This window comes from Aquimarina celericrescens, assembly GCF_042682765.1.
GTDB classification, from domain to species: Bacteria; Bacteroidota; Bacteroidia; order Flavobacteriales; family Flavobacteriaceae; genus Aquimarina; species Aquimarina celericrescens.
Window position 1 is genome coordinate 128,622 of sequence record NZ_JBHUHY010000003.1, and the last position, 25,125, is coordinate 153,746.

Annotated in this window: 26 protein-coding genes; 18 read left to right on the forward strand and 8 right to left on the reverse strand. The window is 34.2% G+C overall.

Annotated elements, in window-relative coordinates; translation table 11 throughout:
• Nucleotides 1–8 precede the first annotated feature (8 nt).
• From ACFSJT_RS04440 to ACFSJT_RS04480, 9 genes are all read left to right on the forward strand, one after another.
• Nucleotides 9–425 (forward strand): response regulator transcription factor, encoded by a 417-nt coding sequence (locus tag ACFSJT_RS04440; protein ID WP_378319014.1) that lies wholly within the window; start codon nt 9–11, stop codon nt 423–425.
• Between the two features lie 181 nt (nt 426–606).
• Nucleotides 607–1,122 (forward strand): DUF4199 domain-containing protein, encoded by a 516-nt coding sequence (locus ACFSJT_RS04445; protein WP_378319015.1) that lies wholly within the window; start codon nt 607–609, stop codon nt 1,120–1,122.
• Nucleotides 1,123–1,141: 19 nt separating this feature from the next.
• Entirely contained in the window at nt 1,142–1,600 is a 459-nt protein-coding gene (locus ACFSJT_RS04450) for a DUF1801 domain-containing protein (protein ID WP_378319016.1), read from the forward strand.
• Nucleotides 1,601–1,615: 15 nt separating this feature from the next.
• Entirely contained in the window at nt 1,616–2,002 is a 387-nt protein-coding gene (locus tag ACFSJT_RS04455; protein WP_378319017.1) for a VOC family protein, read from the forward strand.
• Between the two features lie 65 nt (nt 2,003–2,067).
• Nucleotides 2,068–2,439: a TM2 domain-containing protein gene (locus ACFSJT_RS04460; RefSeq protein ID WP_378319018.1), complete on the forward strand. Its 372-nt coding sequence runs from the start codon at nt 2,068–2,070 to the stop codon at nt 2,437–2,439.
• A gap of 81 nt (nt 2,440–2,520) precedes the next feature.
• A complete protein-coding gene (locus tag ACFSJT_RS04465; RefSeq protein WP_378319019.1) occupies nt 2,521–2,844 on the forward strand; it encodes an ArsR/SmtB family transcription factor in 324 nt (107 codons plus the stop codon).
• Nucleotides 2,845–2,871: 27 nt separating this feature from the next.
• On the forward strand, nt 2,872–3,357 hold the full coding sequence (locus tag ACFSJT_RS04470) for a DUF6428 family protein (protein WP_378319020.1): 486 nt from the start codon (nt 2,872–2,874) through the stop codon (nt 3,355–3,357).
• Nucleotides 3,358–3,362: 5 nt separating this feature from the next.
• Nucleotides 3,363–3,860, forward strand: coding sequence for a GNAT family N-acetyltransferase (locus ACFSJT_RS04475; RefSeq protein ID WP_378319021.1), 498 nt, complete (start codon nt 3,363–3,365; stop codon nt 3,858–3,860).
• 18 nt (nt 3,861–3,878) lie between these two features.
• Nucleotides 3,879–4,319, forward strand: a complete 441-nt coding sequence (locus ACFSJT_RS04480) for an arsenate reductase ArsC (RefSeq protein WP_378319022.1) — start codon at nt 3,879–3,881, stop codon at nt 4,317–4,319.
• A gap of 72 nt (nt 4,320–4,391) precedes the next feature.
• Here ACFSJT_RS04480 and ACFSJT_RS04485 read toward each other — a convergent pair whose 3' ends face one another.
• The 4 genes from ACFSJT_RS04485 to ACFSJT_RS04500 form a co-directional block, all read right to left on the reverse strand.
• Entirely contained in the window at nt 4,392–5,435 is a 1,044-nt protein-coding gene (locus ACFSJT_RS04485; protein ID WP_378319023.1) for a carboxypeptidase-like regulatory domain-containing protein, read from the reverse strand.
• Between the two features lie 161 nt (nt 5,436–5,596).
• Complete coding sequence (locus tag ACFSJT_RS04490; protein WP_378319024.1) at nt 5,597–7,402, reverse strand: GNAT family N-acyltransferase; 1,806 nt, start codon at nt 7,400–7,402, stop codon at nt 5,597–5,599.
• 52 nt (nt 7,403–7,454) lie between these two features.
• Entirely contained in the window at nt 7,455–8,708 is a 1,254-nt protein-coding gene (locus ACFSJT_RS04495) for an aspartate kinase (protein ID WP_378319025.1), read from the reverse strand.
• A gap of 18 nt (nt 8,709–8,726) precedes the next feature.
• Nucleotides 8,727–9,206, reverse strand: a complete 480-nt coding sequence (locus ACFSJT_RS04500; protein WP_378319026.1) for a GNAT family N-acetyltransferase — start codon at nt 9,204–9,206, stop codon at nt 8,727–8,729.
• 181 nt (nt 9,207–9,387) lie between these two features.
• Here ACFSJT_RS04500 and fbp point away from each other — a divergent pair, with 181 nt between their 5' ends.
• From fbp to ACFSJT_RS04525, 5 genes are all read left to right on the forward strand, one after another.
• Complete coding sequence (gene fbp / locus ACFSJT_RS04505) at nt 9,388–10,392, forward strand: class 1 fructose-bisphosphatase (RefSeq protein ID WP_378319027.1); 1,005 nt, start codon at nt 9,388–9,390, stop codon at nt 10,390–10,392.
• Nucleotides 10,393–10,611: 219 nt separating this feature from the next.
• A complete protein-coding gene (locus ACFSJT_RS04510) occupies nt 10,612–10,965 on the forward strand; it encodes a fructose 1,6-bisphosphatase (protein WP_378319537.1) in 354 nt (117 codons plus the stop codon).
• 18 nt (nt 10,966–10,983) lie between these two features.
• The gene (locus ACFSJT_RS04515; RefSeq protein WP_378319028.1) at nt 10,984–11,808 is read left to right on the forward strand and encodes a cell envelope biogenesis protein OmpA; all 825 of its coding nucleotides are present in this window, start codon (nt 10,984–10,986) and stop codon (nt 11,806–11,808) included.
• Entirely contained in the window at nt 11,795–12,289 is a 495-nt protein-coding gene (locus ACFSJT_RS04520) for a Rab family GTPase (protein ID WP_378319029.1), read from the forward strand. The genes ACFSJT_RS04515 and ACFSJT_RS04520 overlap by 14 nt, the downstream gene beginning before the upstream one ends.
• Nucleotides 12,290–12,293: 4 nt before the next feature.
• Complete coding sequence (locus tag ACFSJT_RS04525; RefSeq protein ID WP_378319030.1) at nt 12,294–13,832, forward strand: ATP-binding response regulator; 1,539 nt, start codon at nt 12,294–12,296, stop codon at nt 13,830–13,832.
• 29 nt (nt 13,833–13,861) lie between these two features.
• On the opposite strand, the gene ACFSJT_RS04530 is transcribed toward ACFSJT_RS04525, so the two are convergent.
• Complete coding sequence (locus tag ACFSJT_RS04530) at nt 13,862–14,293, reverse strand: TerB family tellurite resistance protein (protein ID WP_378319538.1); 432 nt, start codon at nt 14,291–14,293, stop codon at nt 13,862–13,864.
• Nucleotides 14,294–14,449: 156 nt separating this feature from the next.
• On the opposite strand from ACFSJT_RS04530, the gene ACFSJT_RS04535 reads away from it, so the two are divergent.
• On the forward strand, nt 14,450–15,592 hold the full coding sequence (locus tag ACFSJT_RS04535; protein ID WP_378319031.1) for an aminotransferase class V-fold PLP-dependent enzyme: 1,143 nt from the start codon (nt 14,450–14,452) through the stop codon (nt 15,590–15,592).
• Between the two features lie 73 nt (nt 15,593–15,665).
• Complete coding sequence (locus tag ACFSJT_RS04540; RefSeq protein ID WP_378319032.1) at nt 15,666–16,460, forward strand: tryptophan-rich sensory protein; 795 nt, start codon at nt 15,666–15,668, stop codon at nt 16,458–16,460.
• A gap of 24 nt (nt 16,461–16,484) precedes the next feature.
• Here the strand turns inward: ACFSJT_RS04540 and ACFSJT_RS04545 are convergent, their stop codons facing one another.
• Nucleotides 16,485–17,834: a dihydrolipoyl dehydrogenase family protein gene (locus ACFSJT_RS04545; RefSeq protein WP_378319033.1), complete on the reverse strand. Its 1,350-nt coding sequence runs from the start codon at nt 17,832–17,834 to the stop codon at nt 16,485–16,487.
• 154 nt (nt 17,835–17,988) lie between these two features.
• On the opposite strand from ACFSJT_RS04545, the gene mfd reads away from it, so the two are divergent.
• Together mfd and ACFSJT_RS04555 are read left to right on the forward strand one after the other, a co-directional pair.
• Complete coding sequence (mfd, locus tag ACFSJT_RS04550) at nt 17,989–21,354, forward strand: transcription-repair coupling factor (protein WP_378319034.1); 3,366 nt, start codon at nt 17,989–17,991, stop codon at nt 21,352–21,354.
• Between the two features lie 172 nt (nt 21,355–21,526).
• Nucleotides 21,527–22,369: a helix-turn-helix domain-containing protein gene (locus ACFSJT_RS04555; protein WP_378319035.1), complete on the forward strand. Its 843-nt coding sequence runs from the start codon at nt 21,527–21,529 to the stop codon at nt 22,367–22,369.
• A 568-nt stretch (nt 22,370–22,937) separates the two neighbouring features.
• On the opposite strand, the gene ACFSJT_RS04560 is transcribed toward ACFSJT_RS04555, so the two are convergent.
• Together ACFSJT_RS04560 and ACFSJT_RS04565 are read right to left on the reverse strand one after the other, a co-directional pair.
• On the reverse strand, nt 22,938–23,852 hold the full coding sequence (locus tag ACFSJT_RS04560) for an NHL repeat-containing protein (protein WP_378319036.1): 915 nt from the start codon (nt 23,850–23,852) through the stop codon (nt 22,938–22,940).
• Between the two features lie 78 nt (nt 23,853–23,930).
• The gene (locus ACFSJT_RS04565; RefSeq protein WP_378319037.1) at nt 23,931–25,055 is read right to left on the reverse strand and encodes a helix-turn-helix domain-containing protein; all 1,125 of its coding nucleotides are present in this window, start codon (nt 25,053–25,055) and stop codon (nt 23,931–23,933) included.
• Between the last annotated feature and the right edge of the window lie 70 nt (nt 25,056–25,125).

A 25,125-nucleotide genomic window follows, 5' to 3' on the forward strand; every position in this document is an offset into this window, starting at 1 on the left:
TTTATAGAGTGAGGAAAACAATTTTAATTTTTGCATCCCTGGTCGCAGCATTATTAGCTCTTTTTCAATTAAGCAAATACAGTTTACTTACGGGAGACTCTTACATAGAGACTATAATCGCCATAATCGCAATCCTTTTCTTTATTATCGGGGTCATTATAAATAAGAGAATTCTACACAAAGAGAAAAGTGCTTCTAGTAAAGTAAATTACAAAAAGATTAAAGAATTAGGAATAAGTAAACGAGAATATGAAGTACTTTCTGAAGTAGCTTTAGGATTATCCAATAAAGAGATTGCAGAAAAATTGTTTGTTTCAGAAAGCACTGTAAAAACACATGTTTCCAATCTTCTCATAAAATTAGATGCCAAACGGCGTACCCAAGCCATACAGATAGCCAAAGAGTTCCAAATTATAAAAAGTTAGTTCACTCAAAAACACAGTAGTATTACTAATATAGTTTTCAACTATTTTTAAAAGTTTTCGTCATACCGAGGGTAATCGAGGTACCTATCATACCAAAGTTGGATACTTTTCATACTTTAGTATGAGTCCTGATCATCAATCTCAACCTACCTTTGGATCAAACCTCTAAAAAATTCACAGTATGAAAAATACAATTATACGTTACGGAATCTATAGTGCCATTACCATTTGTCTGTTGGCATTAGCAGGATGGTATCTGGGTAAAAATTTGGACTACTCAATACAGGAAATTATAGGATATACCAGTATGGTCGTGTCTTTACTTTTTATTTTTTTCGGAATCAAACATTTTAGAGATACAGAAAATAATGGAGTAGTTTCCTTCGGAAAAGCATTGCTTATAGGGGTTCTTATTTCTTTAATTGCTGCTTTGGCTTTCGGGATATTGGACGTAATCTACATTAAATACATCAATCCAGATTTTGTTACTGAATATTATTCTCATTACGTCGAGGAAATGAGAAATTCTTTGTCTGAAGCCGAGTTTAAAATTGAATTCGAAAAGTTAGAAGCCCAAAAAGAATTATTTTCAAATACTTTTATGAACTTTTTTCTCATGTTTGCCACGGTATTGATTATCGGATTTATAATTTCACTGATTTCGGCATTAGTATTACAACGTAAACCAATTGCCTAATAAATCAAACCACAATATCATGCAATATCAAGTTCAAACACCAGACGAATATATTAAGGCAATTCCCGAAGAACGTCAACCTATAATGAGGGCCCTTAGAAAAGTAATTAAGGACAATCTTCCTAAAGGTTTTTCTGAAGAAATAAATTATGGAATGATCGGATATGTGATACCTCATAGCCTTTATCCCGATGGGTATCACTGTGACCCTAAACTACCACTGCCCTTTATGAATATAGCATCACAAAAGAATTTTATTGCTATATACCATAGTGGTATTTATGCCGATCAAGAATTGATGAATTGGTTTGTTAACGAATATCCAAAGCATGTTAAAACAAAATTGGATATGGGAAAAAGTTGTATTCGGTTTAAAAAAATAGATCAAATTCCGTTAAAACTTATCGGAGAATTAGCCTCTAAAATGACAGCACAAGAATGGATCTTCTTATACGAAAGTCGTATAAAAAAGAAATGAAAATAAAAAACAATCATGAAAAACAGAGTAACAGGATTAGGCGGTTTTTTCTTTAAAACAAAAGACCCAAAAGCAATAAAAGAATGGTATGGAAAACATTTGGGGCTTCCTGTAGATGATTATGGGTGCACCTTCTGGTGGAAGGATAAAGAAGGAAAAGATTGCTCTACACAATGGAGTCCATTTAAGAATGACACTACATATTTTGCACCCAGTAAAAAGGAGTTTATGATGAATTTTAGAGTAGAAAATCTCATGGAATTACTTAAGACGTTAAAAGACGAAGGTGTAACTGTTGTTGGTCAAATCGAGGAATATGAGTACGGCAAGTTTGGATGGATTGTTGATCCCGAAGGAAATAAAATCGAACTCTGGGAACCTTTAGATCAAGCTTTTTTATAACCAACTTGATCTTGGGAAACATTTTTTTTGTATTTTTCTGCAAATTAATCAATTAATAAAACAACATGAGTGAAGAAAACAACAATCTGGGAGACGACCTAAAAAAAGGAGCCGAGGAAGCTGCAGAAAATGTAAAAGAGACTGCTAATGAGTTTAAAGAAGGAGCCAAAGAAATAGTAGGTTCTCAGGAAAACAAGAAAATGCTAGCGGGAATTCTTGGAATCATTTTAGGAACTCTTGGAATACATAAATTTATTTTAGGATATACCAAAGAAGGTGTTATCATGCTTATTTTAGGTCTGCTTGGGATCTTTACTTGCGGTATTACTTCTTCGATCTCATGGATAGTTGGTGTTATCGAAGGTATTATGTACCTCACAAAATCTGATGAGGAATTCTATCAAACCTACCAGGTGGGTAAAAAACCTTGGTTCTAAAAAGTTAAAAAAGTCAGAAAAATTATATCTGACTTTTTTATATTATTTTATTATCGTAATATTGCGATATATAAATACAAAATGGGAATCACCAAAACTCAAATATTTAATACAAAACAAAACGAACTGGCTCAATTCTTCAAAGTATTAGGCCACCCTGCACGTATATCCATTTTACAACATATCAGTAAGCAAAACGCATGTATTTGTAATGATCTGGTCGAAGAAATTGGATTGGCACAAGCTACCATTTCTCAACATCTTAAAGAATTAAAAGGTATTGGTTTACTTCAAGGAGAGATCGAAGGTAAAAGTATGTGTTATTGTATTAATATTGATCGATGGAACGAGCTTCAAGAACTTTTAAACTCATTTTTTAATACCACAAAACACAATTGCTGCTAGCAAAAGTAGCCTATAAACATCAAAACTATGAATACATCAGATTTTATCACCCTTTTAGCAGAGCACCAAGATAAATCTTTGCTGTTTGAATATGCCCCTGGCATGCTAGTAGGCACCAATTATCATATCACCGAAGTAAAACACCTTACCATAGACGCTGTTGATTGTGGTGCAGGGACCGATTCATGGAAAGAAACCGTCATCCAGCTTTGGGAAAGTCCAAACGAGTTAGGCAAACCAGATTATATGAGTTCTTATAAGGCACTGGGAATCCTGAGAAAAGTGGGTACAATGAAAAGTTATGAAATGGATGCGCCGGTAAAAATTGAGTATGGAAATACTATGTTTCATACCACACAGTTACATATTACCGGCTTTCTGGCTAAGGAGAAAGAGCTTATCATAAAATTGGCAGTACAACCTACCGATTGTAAAGCCAAAGAGACTTGTGGAGTGCCAGAAAATGTGGAAGCAGAAACCAATGCTTGTGCTCCGGGAAGCGGATGCTGTTAAAAAAAATGAATATCACGATTCAAATAACATCGTTCACTCAAAATGACTGGCCAATTATTTCAGCAATCTATCAAGAAGGTATTGATACAGGCATAGCAACCTTCGAGACTAAAGTCCCTTCATGGAAAGCCTGGAATGCAACACATATTAAATCTTGTAGAATTAAGGCTGTTTCTAAAGACAAAACTGTTGGTTGGGCCTCATTATCCCCTACTTCAAGAAGAGAGGTATACAAAGGAGTTGCCGAAGTTAGTATTTATATAACATCGAAATATCAAAATTTAGGTATAGGAAAACTACTTTTATCAGCGCTGATTAACGAAAGTGAAAAAGAAGGCTTTTGGACCTTGCAGGCTAGTATTTTCAGTCAAAACACTCCTAGCATTGCTTTGCACAAATCTTTGGGGTTTAGAGAAATTGGTTATCGCGAAAAAGTTGGTAAATTAAACGATATTTGGTACGACAATACGATATTAGAACGAAGAAGCAAATTAATCACATAATCACAAAATATCACATATATGAAAATTTTAGTGTTATGCACAGGAAACTCTTGCCGCAGTCAAATGGCAGAAGGCTATTTGAAATATTTTGCCAAAGAACAGGCAACCATTTATAGCGCTGGAGTAGAAACTCATGGAGTCAATCCTAAAGCTATCGCAATTATGCAAGAGGATGGAATCGATATTTCTAACCACACTTCTAATAATTTAGATGAATATCTCAATATCGAATTTGATTATATTCTTACGGTTTGTGACAATGCCAAAGAACGATGCCCTATCTTCCCCGGCAAAGCAGAACGATTACATTTTAACTTCTTTGACCCCTCAAAAGTAGTGGGTAACGAGGAGGAAATCCATGCAGCATTTATCAAGACACGAAATCAGATTAAAGAATATTGTAAAGATTTTGTTGAAGAAAAAGTAGTAAAGTCTCTGAGTAAAAAAAATCAATTATAAATTGTCAGATTAAGTCTTTACTTTTACAATTAATATGTACAAGAATACTGTTAGAAAGTATTCCTTTAATTTTCATTCTATATTATAGTCCAAAGGTAGCAACTCTCCCAATCTCAGATTGCCCATGTGTCCGCCAAAAAAGAGCATATCATGGGGTCTATAATTACCATAACTATCGATATTAAAATAACTTTCATTAGTTTTGGCTACCATAAAACTTTTTTGTTGCTTTCTATATAAAATCCCTATTCTGTTTATATTCATTTTAACTTTTGTAATTTTATTTTCAGTTTCAATTAAAATATATTTTGGTCTTGGAACTACAGTACCTTTTGAAAAGAATTCATATTTATTTTTATTCAATTTATCTGTTGCTAATGACCTCATAAAATGTAAGACAGATCCTTTATATACCCTTTTTCTTCTTTTTCGGTACTTACTTTGCTTTTTATTCTGAGTTAGCTCAGAAAAGAAACTTGTACCAACAAAATAAACCGAATTGGCTATAATCTTCTTATCATTACTAGAATCAAATTTTATTCTGAACTCTTTAAGATCATAGGTTATATTGTACCCCAAAAAATAGTTTTTTAATCTTAAGGGCGCCCATGAACTTGCATACAAAGTATTTTCTGAGGCTTTATAATATAAACTAACGTCGTCTTCGTTCTCAATACGAAACTTCGCCTTTTGATTATGCTTTCCGATAAATTCGTCCTTAAAGTACTTCATTTTCTTTTCCCTACTCCAAGTATCATTCTCTAGGAGTACAGGATCCAAAACTTCCAATTGTGTTTTTAAATAGATTTCTTTGTGTTTTCCTGCTTCAATCATTTCAGCAGTTAAGTTAATCGTCTGATATCCTAAATGTGAAATGATTAGGGAAGAGGTGGTATTATTTTCGACTTCTAACATATATATACCATTAGCATTACTAACTGTACCCTTTGAGGTACCATCCAAATAAACCACGACTCCTGCGATAGGTTTTTTGGTGAAATCATCATATATTTTTCCTTTGATCTTTATTTGTCCATATGTAGATGTACAATGAATAAAGATTAGAGAAAGAGGAATCACCAATGATGAAAAACAGGTCAGTTTAGTAGAATTCATTGAGAAGTATTTTGTACTAAAAATAAACATTGAATTCTAGATTGAATGATAATATTTTACTAATTAATAATTCATTAATATGCTCTGTATATTTCCTGTTTGATTTGAAAAAGGTTAGAAAATCTTTGAAGAATTATTTAACCAAAAAAATAATGATTATCTTACTTATCTCCATTCTTAAAGTACTTTTGTTCCAATTCTGCCTGAAATTCTTCCATTACAGGCTTTACAGTACTTTCTGGTAAATCAGCAATTCTAATATACATTAATCCGTCTACTGCATTATTAAACAACGGATCCACATTAAATGCGACTACTTTTGCATTTTGTTTGATATATTTTTTGATCAATACGGGGATACGAAGACTTCCCGGTTCTACCTCATCGATAATCTTGTCAAATTTATTAAGATCACTTTTACTCTCATCAAATACGAAGTCCTTATCTGCGTCCTTCAGCTTTACTTTAAATTCTTTCTTTGGGTGCACATATTGAGCCACATAAGGATCGTAATAATGAGATTTCATAAACTCTATCATTAGAGATTTAGAAAAACTACTAAACTTATTACTAATACTAACTCCACCTATAAGGTATTTATGTTCAGGAAATCGCAAAGTACAATGCACAATGCCTTTCCATAATAAAAATAAGGGCATTGGCCGTTGTTGATATTCTTTAATAATAAACGCTCTACCCATTTCTATAGATTGACTCATCATCCTATGCAATTCGGGCTCAAAACGAAACAAATCCTGAAGATAAAATCCATTGATTCCAAAATCAGCATATATTTTAGACCCCATGCCCATACGATAAGCACCAACCAGTCTTTTTGCACCACTATCCCATAAAAACATATGGTGATAGTAGTCATCAAACTTATCAAGGTCAATAGAATTATTAGTGCCTTCTCCGATTGCTCTGAAGGTGATTTCTCTTAATCTTCCTATTTCGTTTAGGATGTTAGGTATAAACTTTTTCTGAGCCAGAAAAACCTCGTAATTTTTACTTATCAAAAGCCGTTTATCATTATCCCGACAAAACTGCAATTCAGACTCTATGATCTGTGAGTTTGCTTCTCCTGCAATTCGTTTAGGAGACTTTGGTATTTTCAAATTTGGTATAGACTCGCGTAACGTCTTTTTCTCAAAAGGATTTGCCAACATGTAGGTTTTCTTTCGTAAGAAATTGGTAAAATCTTCAAGGTTTGTATGTTCCTCTTGATCTTTTACCGAAACAGGATTCCCTATTCGAACTTTGATCACTTTATTTTCTTGAGAAAACAATTCACTGGGTAATTTTACTGTCCTTAAGGTACTGCTAATAGATGCCAGACGATAAAAAAGCCTACTATTTTTTGCATGAAAATATATGGGAATCACAGGAACTTTCGCTTTTTGGACCAGTCTCATCGCACTGGGTTCCCATGGTTTATCTACGTAATTTTTACCTTCTTTTAGGGTTGAAACTTCACCTGCAGGAAAAATACCAAGGGGATTTCCTTCTTTAAGATGTAAAATTGCCTCTTTGATACCTTTGTGACTTGATTTAGCCTCTTTTCTATCTTCAAAAGGATTCACCGGCATCACGTAGGGTTTTAAAGGCAGGAGATTATGTAGTAAAAAATTGGCGATGATTTTATAATCAGAACGATGTTCTAACATTAATTTGAGCAATAAAATACCATCAAGTCCCCCCAATGGGTGATTAGAGAGTGTAATAAAAGCACCATCCTTGGGAAGTCTTTTTAGATCTTCTTCTGGAATCTCATATTTTACACCGTGAATTTCAAGAGCCTGCACCAAAAAATCTAAGTCGTTAAGATGACTTATCTTATCGTACTGCCGATTTACCTTGGACAATCTAGTGACCTTAAGAATTAGCCAACCTAAAAGAGTACCTACAAAACCAAGTTTGTCTAATTTGAGCCCCGTGGCTATTTCTCTTGCTGTGATTATGGGCATTAAATACAATTTGTGCTAACTGCAAATATAGCAAAATCCTTGAATTGAAATACTAATCTCTGGCAACCATTTGATAGGTCTCTCGTGTGATCTGTTTCAATAAAATATCCTTGTCCTTTTCTAGAGATTGAATGGCTTTTTCGGTAAAATGACGTATCGTATAAAGAGATACATTGGTGTTATAGGTGACCTTGAATTTTGCTTTTAATTTGCCTAAAAGCCCTTCAAAATGATCGAACTTATCATTCAAACATACCGAAAAACTAATGGCCGAGTTTTGTATCAGATCTACTTTGATGTGATGCTCATGAAAAAGGCTAAAAATCTCACTGATATTATCCTCTACAATAAATGAAAAATCAAGCGAAGAAAGGGAAACCAATATTTGATCTTTCTTCACAATGTAACAAGGTGTATAGGGATCTAGTGGTTGTCCTTTTTTTACTGAAGTACCTTCAGAGTTAGGATGCAAAAACGATTTTACATTCAAAGGAATCTCTTTACGCTGTAAGGGCTGAATTGTCTTTGGATGTATTACCGAAGCCCCATAAAAAGCCAATTCTATCGCTTCGTTATAAGAAATATGAGATAGTAGTTGCGTATTCTTAAAAACACGTGGATCTGCATTAAGTACCCCAGGAACATCTTTCCATATACTCACACTATCGGCTCCCAGGCAATAGGCAAAAATACCGGCTGTATAATCACTCCCTTCTCTACCCAATGTAGTGGTAAAATTGTTTTTGTCAGAACTTATAAAGCCTTGGGTAACGGTGAGACTTTTTTTATTTACTTTTTTAACGATACGTTTTTGAGTGTTTTCCCAATCAACCTCGGCATCTCTATAGACAGCATCGGTCTTGATCAACTCACGTGCATCGAGCCACTCATTTCTGTATCCCGTTTCATTTAGATAGTCACTAATAATAGTTGATGAAATAAGTTCTCCGTAACTTACTACTTGATCATAAATATAATCATATTGTGTTGACTTATTCCTCTCTAGTGTAGTTTTTAGGTCGTCAAACAAATTTTCAACCCTTTTAAAAACTAAATGTTGTTTGGTATCAAAAAGCTCATCCAGAATTTGAAAATGATATTTCTTCAAATTGTTTGTCAAATCCTTAAGATCTCCATTGCCAAAAAGATATGATTCTACAATTCGTTCTAAGGCATTGGTGGTTTTTCCCATGGCAGAAACAACCACAAGCAATTCAGAATACCCGGTGATTTCAAGTACCTTGGTTACATTTTTTACTGCCGTTGCATCTTTAACAGATGCTCCTCCAAATTTAAATACTCTCATTCGAGCTCCTTTTTAGAATTATAAATTAGCAACAAATTTACGAACTCCCTCCTGACTCATTTGTACCAGATACCAATCCTTTAATAATGTAGCTCCGCTTTTTTCATAGAAATCTATCGCATTTTGATTCCAATCCAGCACTACCCACTCTACTCTGCGTACTCCTTTTGCTTTTGCATATTTCATTACTTCGGAATATAAAGCACTTCCCAAACCGGTTCCGCGCATCGATTCTTTGACAATAAGATCTTCAAGATGAATTGAACGTCCTTTCCAGGTCGAAAAACGATAATAAACCAAAGCTATCCCAACTATCTCGTTATCTACCTCAGCAACAAAACAATGAAAAAGTGGATGTTCACCAAAACCTTCGCTCACTAGTTCTTCTACAGTTACTTCTACTGCATCTGGTTCTTTTTCGAAAACTGCCAGCTCCCGAATTAATTCTAGTACCTGGGGCATATCATCTGCTACCGCATCTCGTATTAAAAAACCCATAACTCTAAAAATTTATCAAAACTATAAAAAAGGTATTAGAAACCCGACAATTTTGTAATGTTATACTTCACTTATTTATCTTTTTATAAAACTTAAGAAGGTTTCCAAATTTAAACTTCCGAAAACGTTATAGTTATTTAAAAAATAATATTTTTGCACCAAATCAAATTCACCATCAACGATGAGAAAAAATCAAACCTTAGGAGAATTTATTATAGAAAACCAAAAGGATTTCCCCTATGCAAGCGGTGAACTTTCTCGTTTGATTAACTCGATTCGATTGGCAGCAAAAATGGTGAATCACCAGGTAAATAAAGCAGGATTAGTTGATATTACAGGAGCTGCAGGCGATACCAATATACAGGGTGAAGACCAGCAAAAATTAGATGTATTAGCCAACGAGACTTTCATTAATACCTTGACCAATAGAGAAATTGTTTGTGGAATTGCTTCTGAAGAAAATGATGATTTTATTACCATAAAAGGGCAGAAAAATGATCATCGCAATAACTATGTAGTGCTTATGGATCCTCTGGACGGTAGTTCAAATATTGATGTCAATGTATCTGTTGGAACCATTTTTTCTATTTATCGCAGAGTAACCCCTACAGGAACACCAGTAACTCTGGATGATTTTTTACAGCCAGGCAATTTACAGGTCGCAGCTGGTTATATTATTTATGGAACCTCTACCATGCTTGTATATACAACCGGACACGGAGTAAACGGTTTCACACTGAATCCAGCATTAGGGACCTATTATTTATCACATCCCAACATGCAATTCCCTGAAGATGGTAACATATACTCGGTTAATGAAGGTAACTATATTCACTTTCCCCAAGGGATAAAAGATTATATCAAATACTGCCAGGAAGAAAAAGAAGACCGCCCGTATACTTCTAGGTATATTGGATCTTTGGTAAGTGATATTCATCGTAATATGATTAAAGGTGGGGTATACCTGTATCCAAGTACCTCAAAATCTCCAAACGGAAAACTTCGTTTATTGTATGAATGTAATCCTATGGCTTTTTTAGCAGAACAAGCAGGAGGAAAAGCAAGTGATGGATTTAAAAGAATACTTGATATCAAACCTACAGAACTTCATCAACGTACTCCTTTTGTATGCGGTAGTAAAAATATGGTACAAAAGGTTGAGTCTTTTATGAAAAAGACTAAATAGCGAACATCTTAGTTTTGCTTAGACATAAAAAATAATTGTATCTTTATACAACCTAAGTATACTTACCCCTAAGTTTTTAGAATTAGCGTAGCACTTTTTTAATCTATATTAGATTAATGTGGATGACTTACACTTTATGCCACATCAAAATCTTGTTTTTAACATTTTTATGTTAATTTTATGAAGAACTCAATAACGCAACTAAATAAATCTATTGAAATGGCCAAAGAAAACAAAGCTGTTCAGGAGCAAAATTCTAATGATCCTTCATCAAAAATCGAGGCGATTAAGAATCTTATTTTTGGAGAAAACATTGCCGCATACAACTCTGAGTTCGAAAAGGTAAAAAAGGATATCGCTGCAAAAAGACAAGAATTAAGAGATTATATAGAAGACACGAGCAAAGAATTAAACCAGGCGATTGACAATCTAAGTACTGATATTAATATTAGAATTACAGAGTTAGAAGACAATCTTGCTGATAAAGCAGAAATCCTTGATTCAAAAAAAGTTGATAAAAAAACTCTTGGAGACCTTCTGATCACTTTGGGCGAAAAAATAAGCCAAAAATAATCCATCTATCCAAAGGCTATGGAAGATCAGAATAAACTTAAAATTCTTAAAGAACTTCTTCTCACAGAAGAAAAAGAGTATACTGATTCGATTGCCGAAAAGGTAGAAGAACTTAGCAAAATTGTTCATCAAAAGCAAGAACTCTCCCACAAGGTAGATCCTATTATCGACGACAAATTAAATGAATTTGTTCAGGAAATTCCTAAAACTTTAGGTCCAACCATTACCGAAGCTTTAAAAGAAGAAATAAAAAACTCGCAGGATGCTGTGGTCGAAGCATTATTCCCGATCATCGGTAAGATGATTAAGAAATACATCGCTCATGAGATGAAACTGCTTAGCGAAAATATAAGCAGGCAGACCAAAAAAGCATTTTCATTCAAAAACTGGTTTAGAAAAACGAAAGCAAAAGCACAAGGAGTGTCTGAAGGAGATCTTGCCCTTTCTGACTATGCAAAACCAAGGCTCATTCAGATGTTTGTCATAGAAAAAAACTCAGGTATACTGATCGCCGACTACAGTCCGTTATCAGACGGGACTATAGACAAAGAAATGATTTCGGGTATGCTTACGGCAATCAAAAGTTTTGTTGAAGACGCTTTTGAAGCTGGAGGCCAGGATCTAGAGACAATCGAATATGAATTGTACACTATACATATTCAGAATTTTTATTCGTATTATGTCGCGGCCGTAATTTCCGGGGCCTATACCATAATGTTTAAAGAAGTCTTAGAAGATCAGATTTTAGATTTTGCGACCAACCACATTTCTAATAGAGATTTAGAAAACAACAAACTTTTTACACAAAAACTAAAAAAACATTTTGCAGATGAAATTGTCTAAAAAAGTAGTGCTTTTGGGACACTTTGGTGTCGGAAAAACGTCTCTCTTCAGACGTTTTATTGACAACGAATTTTCTGAAGAATACAAAGTCACTCTAGGGGTCCAAATAAAAAAGAAAGTAATACAATTACCAGATGGCAGGGAATTGTCTATGATCATTTGGGACACAGAAGGGCACTCAAACACCGTAGAAGATACCCGAAAATCTTATCTTTTAGGATCACATGCTTTTATTTATGTATTTGATCTTACCAGAGAAGATACTTATAAAAATCTGAATAGCGATCTTGACTATCTAAAAAACAACTATAACAAAGTTGTTACCAAGGTTATTGGTAATAAGTTAGATCTCGTAAACGAAAATGAAGCATCCAAAAGACTTGAAGAACAGCGCATTCTATTTGATTGCCTAACCAGTGCAAAAACCAATGAAAATGTTCAGGATTTCTTTACAGATCTGGCTGTTGAAATGATAAATTAATATAATGGAGGATCCAAAAGATAAACTTCAATTCAATCCTCAGGTTCAGGTAACCAAGGTTTCTTATCAAGGAATAATTGAAGAAACAGACACTACTCTTTTTAATTGGTCAAAAGGGATATCAATCTATGATACTCATCCCTTTTTTGAGGTATTGAGAACCCTTGAAGACTCAAATTTTATCGACAAAAAAGAATTGAATTTCCCTTGTATACATCTGGAAGAAGGAAAACTTGAAAGAATTTGTGACCTTACGATTAAACCAAATGGCCAACAAATTACCATCTTTCTTTACGATTATACCAATAAATACAAAGAGGTCAATCAAATTGCCCAACAGAAGAACGAATCAATTCTTCTGGCAAAAGAACTTGAGTTAAGAAACAAGTATCTTTTAGAGAAAGAAGAATTCAAAAATAGTTTTATTGCCAACATCAATCATGAGATTAGAACTCCATTGACCAGTATTTTAGGTTTTGTCCAGGTCTTAGAAAAAACTCCATTAACTTTTGAGCAAGAAGAATTGGCCAGAATCATAAAACGAGAAAGCCGTCATCTTAATTCACTTATCGATGATATGATTGATATTGCTAAGATTGAATCCGGTACCTTAAAAATTGTACAAGAACGTTTCGCTTTTAGGGATCTTATTGCTGGCTTTGATGAAACTTATTCTAAAGCTGCTAAAGAAAAAGAAATATCTTTTGAGACTTATGTAGAATCAAATATTCAGGAATATCTTATTGGTGATAGAACTCGCGTATACCAAATACTGAACAATATTCTGAATAATGCCTTTAAATTTACTGAAGAAGGAAAAATTAAATTTACAATTTCAAAAAATTATCAACGTACCAATAAACTAAGCCTCACCTTCAAAATTGAAGATACAGGAATGGGAATTCTAGAAGAAAATATCCCTTATCTTTTTGAACGATTTACACGTTTTGATCATGACAAACAAATTTCTGGAACCGGTTTAGGCCTTGCGATTGTGAAAAATCTGGTTGATCTTCTTAATGGAGAAATAAAAGTGACCAGTGAGCCTGATAAAGGAACTACTTTCTATGTAAAACTTCCTTTTAAATTTGAGGTTACAAAAACTACAATCGGACGAAAGAAAAAGAAATACACATTGCCTCCCAACAAAAAGAAGTTTAGAATACTTCTGGTAGAAGATGAAGAAATTACCCAATATCTTATCATGAAAATATTAATCTCTCAAGGAACTTATTTTGTAGATATTGCCATTAATGGCGAACAGGCCATTAATTATATTGAAAAACGTCAATATGATTTGATCTTAATGGATCTTACGGTTTCAAAAATTGATGGGTTTAAAGCCTCCCAGATGATTAGAAATAATTACGGAGATAAATTTATCTCTGAAATCCCGATTATTGGTTTCTCTGGTAAAACCGATCATAATGCTCGGGATAAATGTATACGATCAGGGATGGATGATTTTATTGCCAAGCCTTTTGAGCAAGAAGAATTGCTTTATAAAATTATAAAACAGATAGCAAAAAAGGCCGCCGATTAGGCAGCCTTTTCTCTTGATCATCACCAAAACTATCTGTTCATATTTTTGATTTCGTCTGCAAAGGTATCTCCATCTACTCCTCTTTCTACTAGGTTGAGTGCCTTGTCTACAATATATTTTGCATTTTCTGGGTTAAAACCTAAACCAATACTTAATTTTTCTAATAACTCTACCTGATCGTCACCTTTAATATTATCGGCATATACCATTCTTGCCAAATCATATAATCGCTCTAACCTTCTATCATAATCATAAGGAGGATTAATAGGATGTGACTGATAACTCTTCAAAATTCCCTTATAATCATTTTCGGAAATGTTAAGTCTGTGGGCCAATCGATCCAGAAAAGCTCTTTCCTCATCAGTAATAACACCATCACTCATGGCTACTCTAACGATTGCTGCAAAATGATCTTGATTTCGCTTCTGAAAACCACTATCAAATAAATCAGATATTGACATCATGTACTTTTGTTTAATTTGCCGCAAATATAACCAAACTCTACTCCTTTTAAAATTTATAATAATCCTTTTTTTGGATAAAATAATTCCTAATTTTAATGTAAGGGTTTTAACTATAAAATAGATCCTGTCATTTTAGTATAAATTCCTGTCTCTATGCAGCACCAAAAACATCTTTTTGACCTTTCTGAAAACATTACCTATCTAAATGGGGCTTATATGTCACCGCAACTAAAATCGGTTACCGAAGTTGGATTAAAAAGTGTGATCCGCAAGGCTAGACCTAATGAAATCTTACCTGAAGATTTCTTTAATCAAGTCGAAATACTAAAACAACGTTTTGCCACACTAATAGACGCTCCGGATTATAGAAATACGGTAAGCATACCTTCGGTATCCTATGGTATTGCCAACGCGGCAAATAATATACCACTTACCAAAGGTGATGAAATTATTCTGGTCGATGAGCAATTCCCCAGTAATGTATACATCTGGAAAGAAGTGGCCAAAAAAAAGGAAGCTATTATTAAAGTAATAAGACCACCCAAACAATTTGAAAACCGAGCTGTCTTATGGAATCAGAAAATACTAGACGCCATCACGTCGAAAACGGTGGTGGTTTCTATGTGCCATGTACATTGGGCAGATGGTACTTTGTTCAATTTAAAAGCCATAAGAGAAAAAACAAGATCCGTAAACGCGATGCTAGTGATCGACGGCACTCAAAGTATTGGTGCTTTGCCATTTTCGATAAAAGAATTACAACCAGATGCCTTGGTCTGTGGGGGATACAAATGGATGTTGGGCCCCTATTCTACCGGAATGGCATATTATAGTGATGCTTTTAATGATGGAACTCCTATCGAGCATAGCTGGATGAATCGCTATAATAGCCAGGATTTCTCTCGCCTTACTCAATACGAAGAGCGCTACCAGGAAAAAGCCACGCGTTATGCTGTAGGAGAAGCCAGTAATTTTGTGCTCACGCCTATGCTTATAAGAGCAATCGAACAATTGATTGAGTGGACTCCTATTGAGATACAAACTTATTGTAAAAAAATCTCGATCGATTCAGTCCAAAAACTACGCGAATTAGGTTGTTTAATAGAAAATGATCATCACAGGGCACATCATTTGATCGGTGTGTATTTTTCAAAGCATATGAATATCGATAACATAAAAATAAGGCTGAAACAAGAAAATATTATTGTTTCCTATAGAGGAAATGCGATGCGGATTTCTCCTAACGTATATAATTCTGAAGATGATTTTGAACGTTTGATCAGCTGCTTTGAATAGAGACAACAATTCACCCTTTTGGATTAAAAAAACAAAACACTTTATCTATCTTTATTTTCTTAAGAAGCATGCAATGAAAAAAACTCTGGCGATAATTAACTTCATTTCTGTTCTATTTGTCTTAATAGTAAACTATTTATCTCAAGCCTTGCGCTTCAACAATACTACTATCGGCGAATTAAGCGATTCCTATGATAATCTTTTCACCCCGGCTGGATATGCATTCGCCATTTGGGGACTCATATTTCTTAGTCTTATTGGTTATGCCGTCTATCAAATCAGAAAAGCGTTCTTCAGTCCAAAAAACTCAGAGTTTATTGAGCAAACTGGATATTGGTTTTGTATTGCTAATCTTTTAAATGGATGCTGGGTGATTGCTTTTGTTTATGAGTACACAGGACTTTCAGTTTTAATTATGATCGGAATATTGATTTCGCTCATAAAGGTTATACTCAACACTAATATGGAACGTTGGGATGCTCCCATAGGTATCATTCTATTTGTCTGGTGGCCTATTTGCCTATATTCCGGATGGATTGCTGTGGCTACAATAGCGAATATTGCTACCTATTTGGTTAAAATTGATTGGAATGGGTTTACACTTTCTGAAGAAGGGTGGACAGTTGCTATGATTGTTATAGCGATGGTCATCAATATACTAATGATAGTAATGAAAAACATGAGAGAATTTGCTCTGGTTGGTGCCTGGGCGCTCATTGCTATTTATATGCGTCACAAAGATTCAATAGACTATATCGCCATTACAGCACTAATCTGTGCAATAATTCTTATAATAGTTTCAGGTACTCATGGGTATTTGAATAGAAAAACCAATCCTTTTAATAAATTGCTTGAGCGCTTTCGATAGATTAATCGATTATATTGTATTCTTCTAAATCATATATTGAATATCTGCTCCCCAACTAGGGTAGACAAAGATCATTTCTTTAATTTCTTCAACAGTCATTTCATTATAAATAGCCATTGCAAAGAGATTAATGACTTCTGCAGCTTCCGGACCTATCAAATGAGCTCCAATGATTTTATGATTGTCTTGGTTTACGATAATCTTATAAGCATAAATTTTTTCGTTAATTCGCTTAGCATTATAGAAACCAGAAGCATCTCTATTTATGATTCTAATATTATTATATTTCGTCTTGGCTTTCTCTTGAGATAATCCAACCGAGGCGATATTTGGTAATGTAAATACTGCTGAAGGTGTGACTGGGAAGTTTGCTTTTTTATGATTTCCGTGGTGTAGATTATAGGCTACAATTTCTGCTTCTTTGCCAGAAAAATGGGTTAAGGGTTTGGCATTAGCCGAAATATCACCGCAAGCATACACATTCGTGTTACTTGGATTCTGTAAAAATTCATTTACCTCTATTCCCATTTCAGTAAAAGTTACTCCTGCTTTTTCTAAATCTAAATCCTTGAGCGATGGCACTCTGCCTGTGGTGTTAAAAACCATTTCTGCTTTACTGTTCTTTTCTTTTCCATCTATCAAGAAATATACTCTTTTATTTTTCCTCAATTCTTCAATAGCAGTAACTTCTGCATCAAAAATAAATTCAATCCCCAAATCTTTAGACGCCTTTAAGAGATATCCTACCATATCTTCATCGAATATTGATAATGGTCTTTTGCCAGATTCAATGACCGTTACTTTTACCCCAAATCTTGCTGCCATGTGAGCGAATTCCATTCCTATGTAACCACCTCCTATAAAAATCATAGATTCAGGCAATTGATCTAATTTCAAAAAATCATCGCTTACCAAAGCTAGCAATCCACCTTCAATATCAAGGGGCCTGGGAGTTAAGCCTGAAGCAATTACTATTTTTTTTGCCTTCACCGTCTTACCTTCGACAGAGAGTGTATTAGCATCGATAAATTTTGGCGATTGGTGATATAAGGTAACACCCATATCTAAAAGCTTCTTTTCTGTACTAGGCGGAACGGCATCAGTAAATTCACATTTGAATTTCATTACATCATTCCAATTAGATTTAGGAAGCTTTGTAATTCCTCTCCCTTTTAGATCTTGAGTTCTTTTTAGCGTTTCTGCGATGCTTAAAATCACTTTTTTTGGATCGCATCCTCGGTTTGCACAGGTTCCTCCAAACTCTCTTTTGTCAGCAATAGCAACCTTTTGATTATTTTCGGCACACGCCTTGGCTACGGTTTGTCCTGCAATCCCGCTACCGATAACAAAAACGTCAAATTCTTCTATTTCCATAAAAGATGCTTATTGTTTAAAGATTTGATGTCAAAATACTAAACAAAAGATAGTTTAATTAACGCGTTACAAAATATTTAGCACTTGATCAGTATTTAGAGTGTTATCATAATTAAAAGAATGATAGTATATTTGCGCTAAAATTCTTAATTACTTGAGTCAAACCTTAATCTCGCAAACCTTTTCACAGTCTCTGCATTTACAGAAACTAGAAAAAGCCATTGCCCAATCTCAAGCAAAAGTACACCTACAAGGACTACTAGGATCTGCGTTATCTTTTGCTATTTCAAACCTTTTCAAAACGGCGGACAAACCGTTTTTATGTATTTTTAATGACAAAGAGGAAGCGGCTTATTACCTCAATGATCTGGAGCAATTGTTGGGTGATAAAAATGTACTTTTTTATCCTGGAAGCTACCGCCGTCCTTATCAAATAGAAGAAACGGATAATGCCAATGTACTGCTTAGAGCAGAAGTACTCAATCGTATCAATTCTAGAAAAAAACCGGCGCTGATTATTACGTATCCCGATGCGCTTTTTGAAAAAGTAGTCACCAGAAAAGAGCTTGAAAAGAACACTTTAAAAATTGGTGTTAATGATACACTATCGTTGGATTTTGTGAACGAGGTGTTGTTTGAATATCATTTTAAACGAGTCGATTTTGTAACCGAACCAGGGGAGTTTTCGGTTCGTGGTGGTATTGTAGATGTATTTTCTTTTAGTAATGATGAACCCTATCGTATCGAATTTTTTGGGGATGAAGTAGACAGCATTAGAACCTTTGATGTCGAAACTCAACTATCTACGGATCAAATCAAGAAAATAAGTGTTATTCCGAATGTCGAAAACAAAGCCATGCAAGAAACTCGTGAGAGTTTTCTAAAATACATAGCTTCAAAAACCGTTGTTTTTGCCAAGGACATCGATCTGCTTTCTGCCAGAATTGATAAGAATTTTGAAAAAGCAAAGGAGGCTTTTCAAACGCTTTCCGAAGACATCAAACATAGTACGCCAGAAGAACTTTTTGCAAATTCTGAATTAATCAGAAAACAGCTACTGGATTTTACTTTGGTAGAGATTGCCAATCGCCCCTTGACCAAAGTCGATTATGCTATAAAATTTGACACCAAACCTCAACCTTCCTTCAATAAACAGTTTGATCTGCTCATCAAAAACCTAAATGAAAATCATGAAGAAGGATATAAAAATTATATCTTTTGTGTAAGCGATCAACAAGCCAAGCGGTTTCATGATATCTTTGATGATGCAGATTTAGATGTAAAACAATATGAAACTATTGTTTTTTCGGCCTTCCAGGGGTTTATAGATCACAAACAAAAAATAGTCTGCTATACGGACCACCAGATTTTTGAACGTTATCACAAGTTTAATCTTAAGAATGGGTATGCCAAAAAACAAGCCATTACCCTTAAAGAGCTTACTAATCTCGAAGTAGGTGATTATGTAACTCATATTGATCATGGGATTGGAAAATTTGGTGGCTTACAAAAAATCGATGTTGACGGTAAAAAGCAAGAGGCTATTAAATTGATTTATGGAGAAAGAGATGTATTATATCTGAGTATTCATTCGCTTCATAAGATCTCAAAATTTAACGGTAAAGATGGTAAGACTCCACAGATTTATAAATTAGGTTCTAAAGCCTGGAAAAAGTTAAAGCAAAAGACCAAGACCAGGGTCAAAGAGATTGCCTTTAATCTTATTCAACTATATGCGAAGCGGAAATTGCAAAAAGGTTTTCAATATGATCCAGACAGCTATTTGCAACATGAGCTCGAAGCTTCCTTTATTTATGAAGATACCCCTGATCAAAGCACGGCTACCGAAGCTGTAAAAGCCGATATGGAGAGCGAAAGACCTATGGATCGCTTGATTTGCGGGGATGTAGGTTTTGGTAAAACCGAAGTAGCCATAAGAGCTGCATTTAAAGCGGTAGATAATGGTAAACAAGTTGCGGTTTTAGTCCCCACTACAATTCTAGCCTTTCAACATGCAAAAACATTTAGAGAACGATTAAAAGATTTTCCGGTAAGGGTAGAATATATAAATCGTTTCCGCACAGCAAAACAAAAAAGAGAAACGCTTGAAGATTTAGAAAAGGGTAAAGTAGATATTATTATTGGCACACATCAATTGGTCAATAAAAATGTAAAATTTAAAGATCTTGGGCTGTTGGTAATCGATGAAGAACAAAAATTTGGAGTTTCTGTAAAAGATAAACTCAAAACCATAAAAGAAAATGTGGATACACTCACCTTAACTGCAACACCAATCCCTCGAACTTTACAATTCAGTTTGATGGCGGCACGTGATTTATCTACGATTACCACTCCCCCTCCAAATCGATATCCTATTGAGACCAATGTGATACGGTTTAGCGAAGAAACGATTCGAGATGCAATAAGTTATGAGATTCAACGCGGCGGACAGGTGTTTTTTATTCATAATAGAATTGAAAATATCAAAGAAGTGGCAGGCATGGTACAACGACTTGTTCCTGATGCCAAAATAGGAATTGGTCATGGGCAAATGGAAGGAAAAAAATTAGAGAGCCTTATGCTTTCGTTTATGAATGGAGAATTTGATGTTTTGATTTCTACAACCATTGTGGAGAGTGGATTAGATGTACCAAATGCAAATACCATTTTTATCAATAATGCCAATAACTTTGGACTTTCTGATCTACATCAAATGCGTGGCCGTGTTGGACGAAGCAATAAAAAAGCCTTTTGTTATTTTATTACTCCGCCTTATTCTGCAATGACCGAAGATGCCCGTAAACGTATTACTGCTCTTGAGCAATTCTCAGAACTAGGTAGTGGTTTTAATATTGCGATGAAAGATCTCGAAATACGAGGTGCAGGAGATCTTTTGGGCGGAGAGCAAAGTGGTTTCATTAATGAAATTGGTTTTGATACCTATCAAAAAATCTTAAATGAAGCTATCGAAGAGCTTAAAGAAAATGAGTTTGCAACACTTTATGAGGATGATTCGAAAGAAAAGGTATTTCTTAAAGATACCCAGATCGATACAGATTTTGAATTATTGTTTCCAGATGACTATATCAATAACATTACAGAGCGATTAAATCTATATACCGAACTCAATAACATAAAAGACGAAGAAGGATTGCAGGGATATGAAAAACGACTCACAGACCGCTTTGGAGAATTGCCTGATCAAGCTGTTGATTTGCTCAATTCTGTTCGTATCAAATGGATTGCCACTTCAATTGGATTAGAAAGAATTATACTCAAGCAAAACAAACTAATTGGTTATTTTATAAGTGATCAACAATCCGCTTTTTATCAAAGTCCTGCTTTTTCTAAAGTACTTCAATTCGTACAACAACATCCGGGCACATGTAAAATGAAAGAAAAACAAACCAGAAATGGTTTAAGATTATTATTAACTTTCGAAAAGATCGACTCGGTAGATAAAGCTTTGAACGCTTTAGCACCATTAAAACCAACAAAAAAGATTGAAACAGAGACGTAGATTAAATGTAACTCAATCTTTGAAAACATCTGTATTTACTGATGTGACGGGTAAATGGCGGGTTAAAGACGAGTAAAAATATTTGAGAACCTATTTCTGAAAACTAATATTGCTGAAGAAAATGAAAACAAGTTCTAGTGATCACCAGAATGAAACTAAAAACTCGAAAATCATGAAACAGCCAGAATTAGGTCAGAAAATTTCTGAACTCAGAAAATCAAAAGGACTTACACAAGAAGAACTCGTAGAGCAATGTAATATAAGTGTTAGAACCATTCAAAGAATTGAAGCTGGTGAGGTAACTCCTCGAAGTTATACCATCAAAACTATTTTATCGGCTTTGGATTATGATCTGGAAGAAATCCAAACGCAAGGCACAAAAGTAAGCCAGGAATTCAAAAAACTCTTTCTATTAGAAGTTGATGATACCAAAGAGGCAAGTTTTTTAACGAAGCAATTAACCTTAGCCTGGGTTAGTGGTATTGTTTATTTTGTGTTGGGATTTGCAGAATTTGCCGTAGAATATTATCGCTATTTTGAAGATCGTATGATTACTAGTCAGTGGGTGTACATTACTTTAAAACTTATCATGCTGGCATCAATTATTTTGTTTACACGAGGATTCGTTCTAACCGGAAAAATCTTCAAAAATTATTTGTTGCGCATTACTTCTTTTATTTTTATAATCATTGGGGTCTTGTTTTACACTTATGATATTCTCTCTTTATACGTTGCAGAGTTTGATTTAGAAATTGTACTGGGAGCAGAAGCGGTAACCTATGGAGTTATCGGAATACTTTTTGGAATATCTGTATTACGTCTTAAAGAGAGAATAGGAAATCTTGCCACGATAACAGGTGTTTTTGAAATCATTACCTATGCTTTTATGGTGACCATAATTCTGGCAATTGTTGGCTTTGTTTTGTTGACCCCAACAATTATCTTAGAAATCATTTTGCTTTATAAAGTTGCTCAGATGGTGAAAGCAAAGCAGAAGGAAATCGAGCAACAATAGCCATTTTTATACCTGCTTATTCAACAAGGATGATATTAAATCTTATTTAACGACCTGATAACTGTAAGTACTGCCACCAGAAGCACATTTGTATTTATTTTGTTACCTGAATACAATATCTCAATATCTCAATATCTGTACCAATGAATAAAAGTGATTCGATATCAGCACTATTTAAATTCGCCTATGCCTTGGCAGAGCTCCTTGTTGTTGAAAACTATCAAAAAATAAAACGCTAATCAAAAAAATCCGGGTTAAAAAATTACCCGGATTATCCAACTAAATTCCCTTAAAAATTAGCCAATAAAACATATCATACGCCGTATTCTACTTTCTGATTGATGAACTTAGTGTTGTTAGTTGTTTAACCCGGATTTTGCATTAAAAAGTCCCTGCCTTTGCCGGCAGGCAGGTATTACAGCTTGAAACCGCTTCAAAACATAACGCTCCGCTTCATTTTCAAGTTTAACCAGAGCGATGCTATGCAAAAACTTGTAAAATACTAGGTTTTATTGCGTTTTCAACCTTCATAACGAAGTTTTAATGCATAATCCGGGTTTAAAGATTATCAATATTTCACTTTACTTTCTATAATCCTTAAATTACTAGTTCCCGCATCTGACACGTATAAAACCTTACCATTTGGACTTGCCAAAATTCCATTAGGAAAATTAAAAGTAGCTTCTGAGAGTTCTCCATCTGTGTTTCCTTGTATACTCCCTGCAAATACTTCAAAGTCATTCTCTTGATTAGGATTAATTTTATAGATCTTATGCTCGCCTAATTGAGTAGCAAACAGGTTTCCCTTTGCGAAAGTAAGAAAACCTAAAAAATTTCCTCCAGAGGCTCCCTCTGGTAATTGGGCAATAAAAGTAACGGCACCATCTTTATATTTGTAGATTTTTCTGTCAAGGAAATTTCCGATATATGTATTTCCTTTTTTGTCAAAAGCAATACCCGCAGGTCCGTTAATAGGCACTCCTTCAAATAGTTTTTCTATACTACCATCGTTTTTTAGCAAATTGATAGTGTTTGTATTATACTCTACAAACAACATATCTTCACTTCCAGGAACTTTCTTAATTCCAGCGGGTGTGGTAGCAGGAATACTATCCAAGCGCGTTCCGTCATTGGTATATTTGTAGATGGTATTTCCAAAATGATCACAAATATAGATTTCGTTGTTTTTATTAACGCCTATTCCGTTTGGAGTAACAAATCCATTGGCAAAAACTGTAACCTCTCTAGATGGTGTCATCTTGTAAACGGTGTTTCCTACAAAGTCAGAACCATATAAGTTTCCTTGTTTATCCAACGCGAGTCCGTCATAAAAAGAACCTTCTATTACAGTTTCTACAGTTGTGACTATTTCAGGTACTTCACCTGGTTGGCAAGAAACTAATACAAAAAGAGACAAAAAAATGCTTAATGTCAATAGCATGCCTTTTGAAATTTTGATTAAATAATTTGATAATTGATTCATTGATATTCATTTTAAAGTTTCACCAAATATCAAATACCCCAATGCTATAATCGACCGTATGTATACTCTAAAACTCTTTTAGGAAACTTTTAGCTGCTTAATATAATTGCTAGGGGTAACGTTCTTCACCATTTTAAAGGCTTTATTGAAAGTTGATTTCGAATTGAACCCTGAATCCATGGATAATGCCAAAAGGGTATGGCGATGATGCTCTCCTTTGTGTATTTTTTCAACAAAGGCTTGCACACGATATTTATTTACGTAATCATAGAAGGTGTTATGATGAATGTTATTCAACAACCAAGAAACATTATTTGTAGAAGTATTCAATTCTTTGGCCAAATTTACCAAAGTGAGGTTATGATCTAAATATACTTTTTCATTGACCATTAGTTCTTCCAGTTTGTCGTTCAACTCTTGAATACTTTTTCTGTCAAGTCTTTCTTTATTTTTTGTGATTTCTTTTTTGGCTAATGGCATTCTAAAAATATCTGGCTGCTTTAAACTGTAAAATCCAACAACATAAATAAATACAGGAATAGAAATCCATACCAAATTGTAACTTATGATAGGTGTATAAATTTTTAGAAAATAGACCATAATATAACTTAGAAGCCATAATGCCACAAATACTGTAACGGTAACTAAAAAACTTACTAAAAAAGGTGTTAGATTTTGTGAATACGACAGATTTTGCCTTTCTTCTTTCCGATAAACCTGGACTAATTGATAGCACCGATAACTATAAAAGAAGTTAAACAATATACCTAATGTTTCAATACAGAAAAATATGATATTAAGCTTGCCTTGTCGCCCTAATATGATAAACTCTTCATGACTATAGCTTAATGTCCAGAAATAATAGAACAGCATCGCTATGGCAAAAACAAAATGTGAAAAGTGTAAACGATAATTAGGGGTTTCTTTGAATGCCAATCTCCTAAAATATAAATATAACAGTGGGCCAAATACAAAAATCAAGGTATCTACAAAAATTGCAATTCTAAAAAACCATTCACTATCATAATGTCTCGGGTATATAAGTCTTCCGGTAAGCATTAATGATGCTATTAACAAAATTAAAGATAATACTCTATTGGCGGCTCTATTTTTATTTTTAAGAATCTGTATGGTAATTGCTAAAAAAACACCTTGACTTATCCCTAGGAATAGGATTAAATCTATAAAATCAAATGATTGCATTACAAAGAGTTCGTTTATTTATACAAAGCTATTGTTTTACGAGTTATTTTTAGTGTGAACGTATACAATC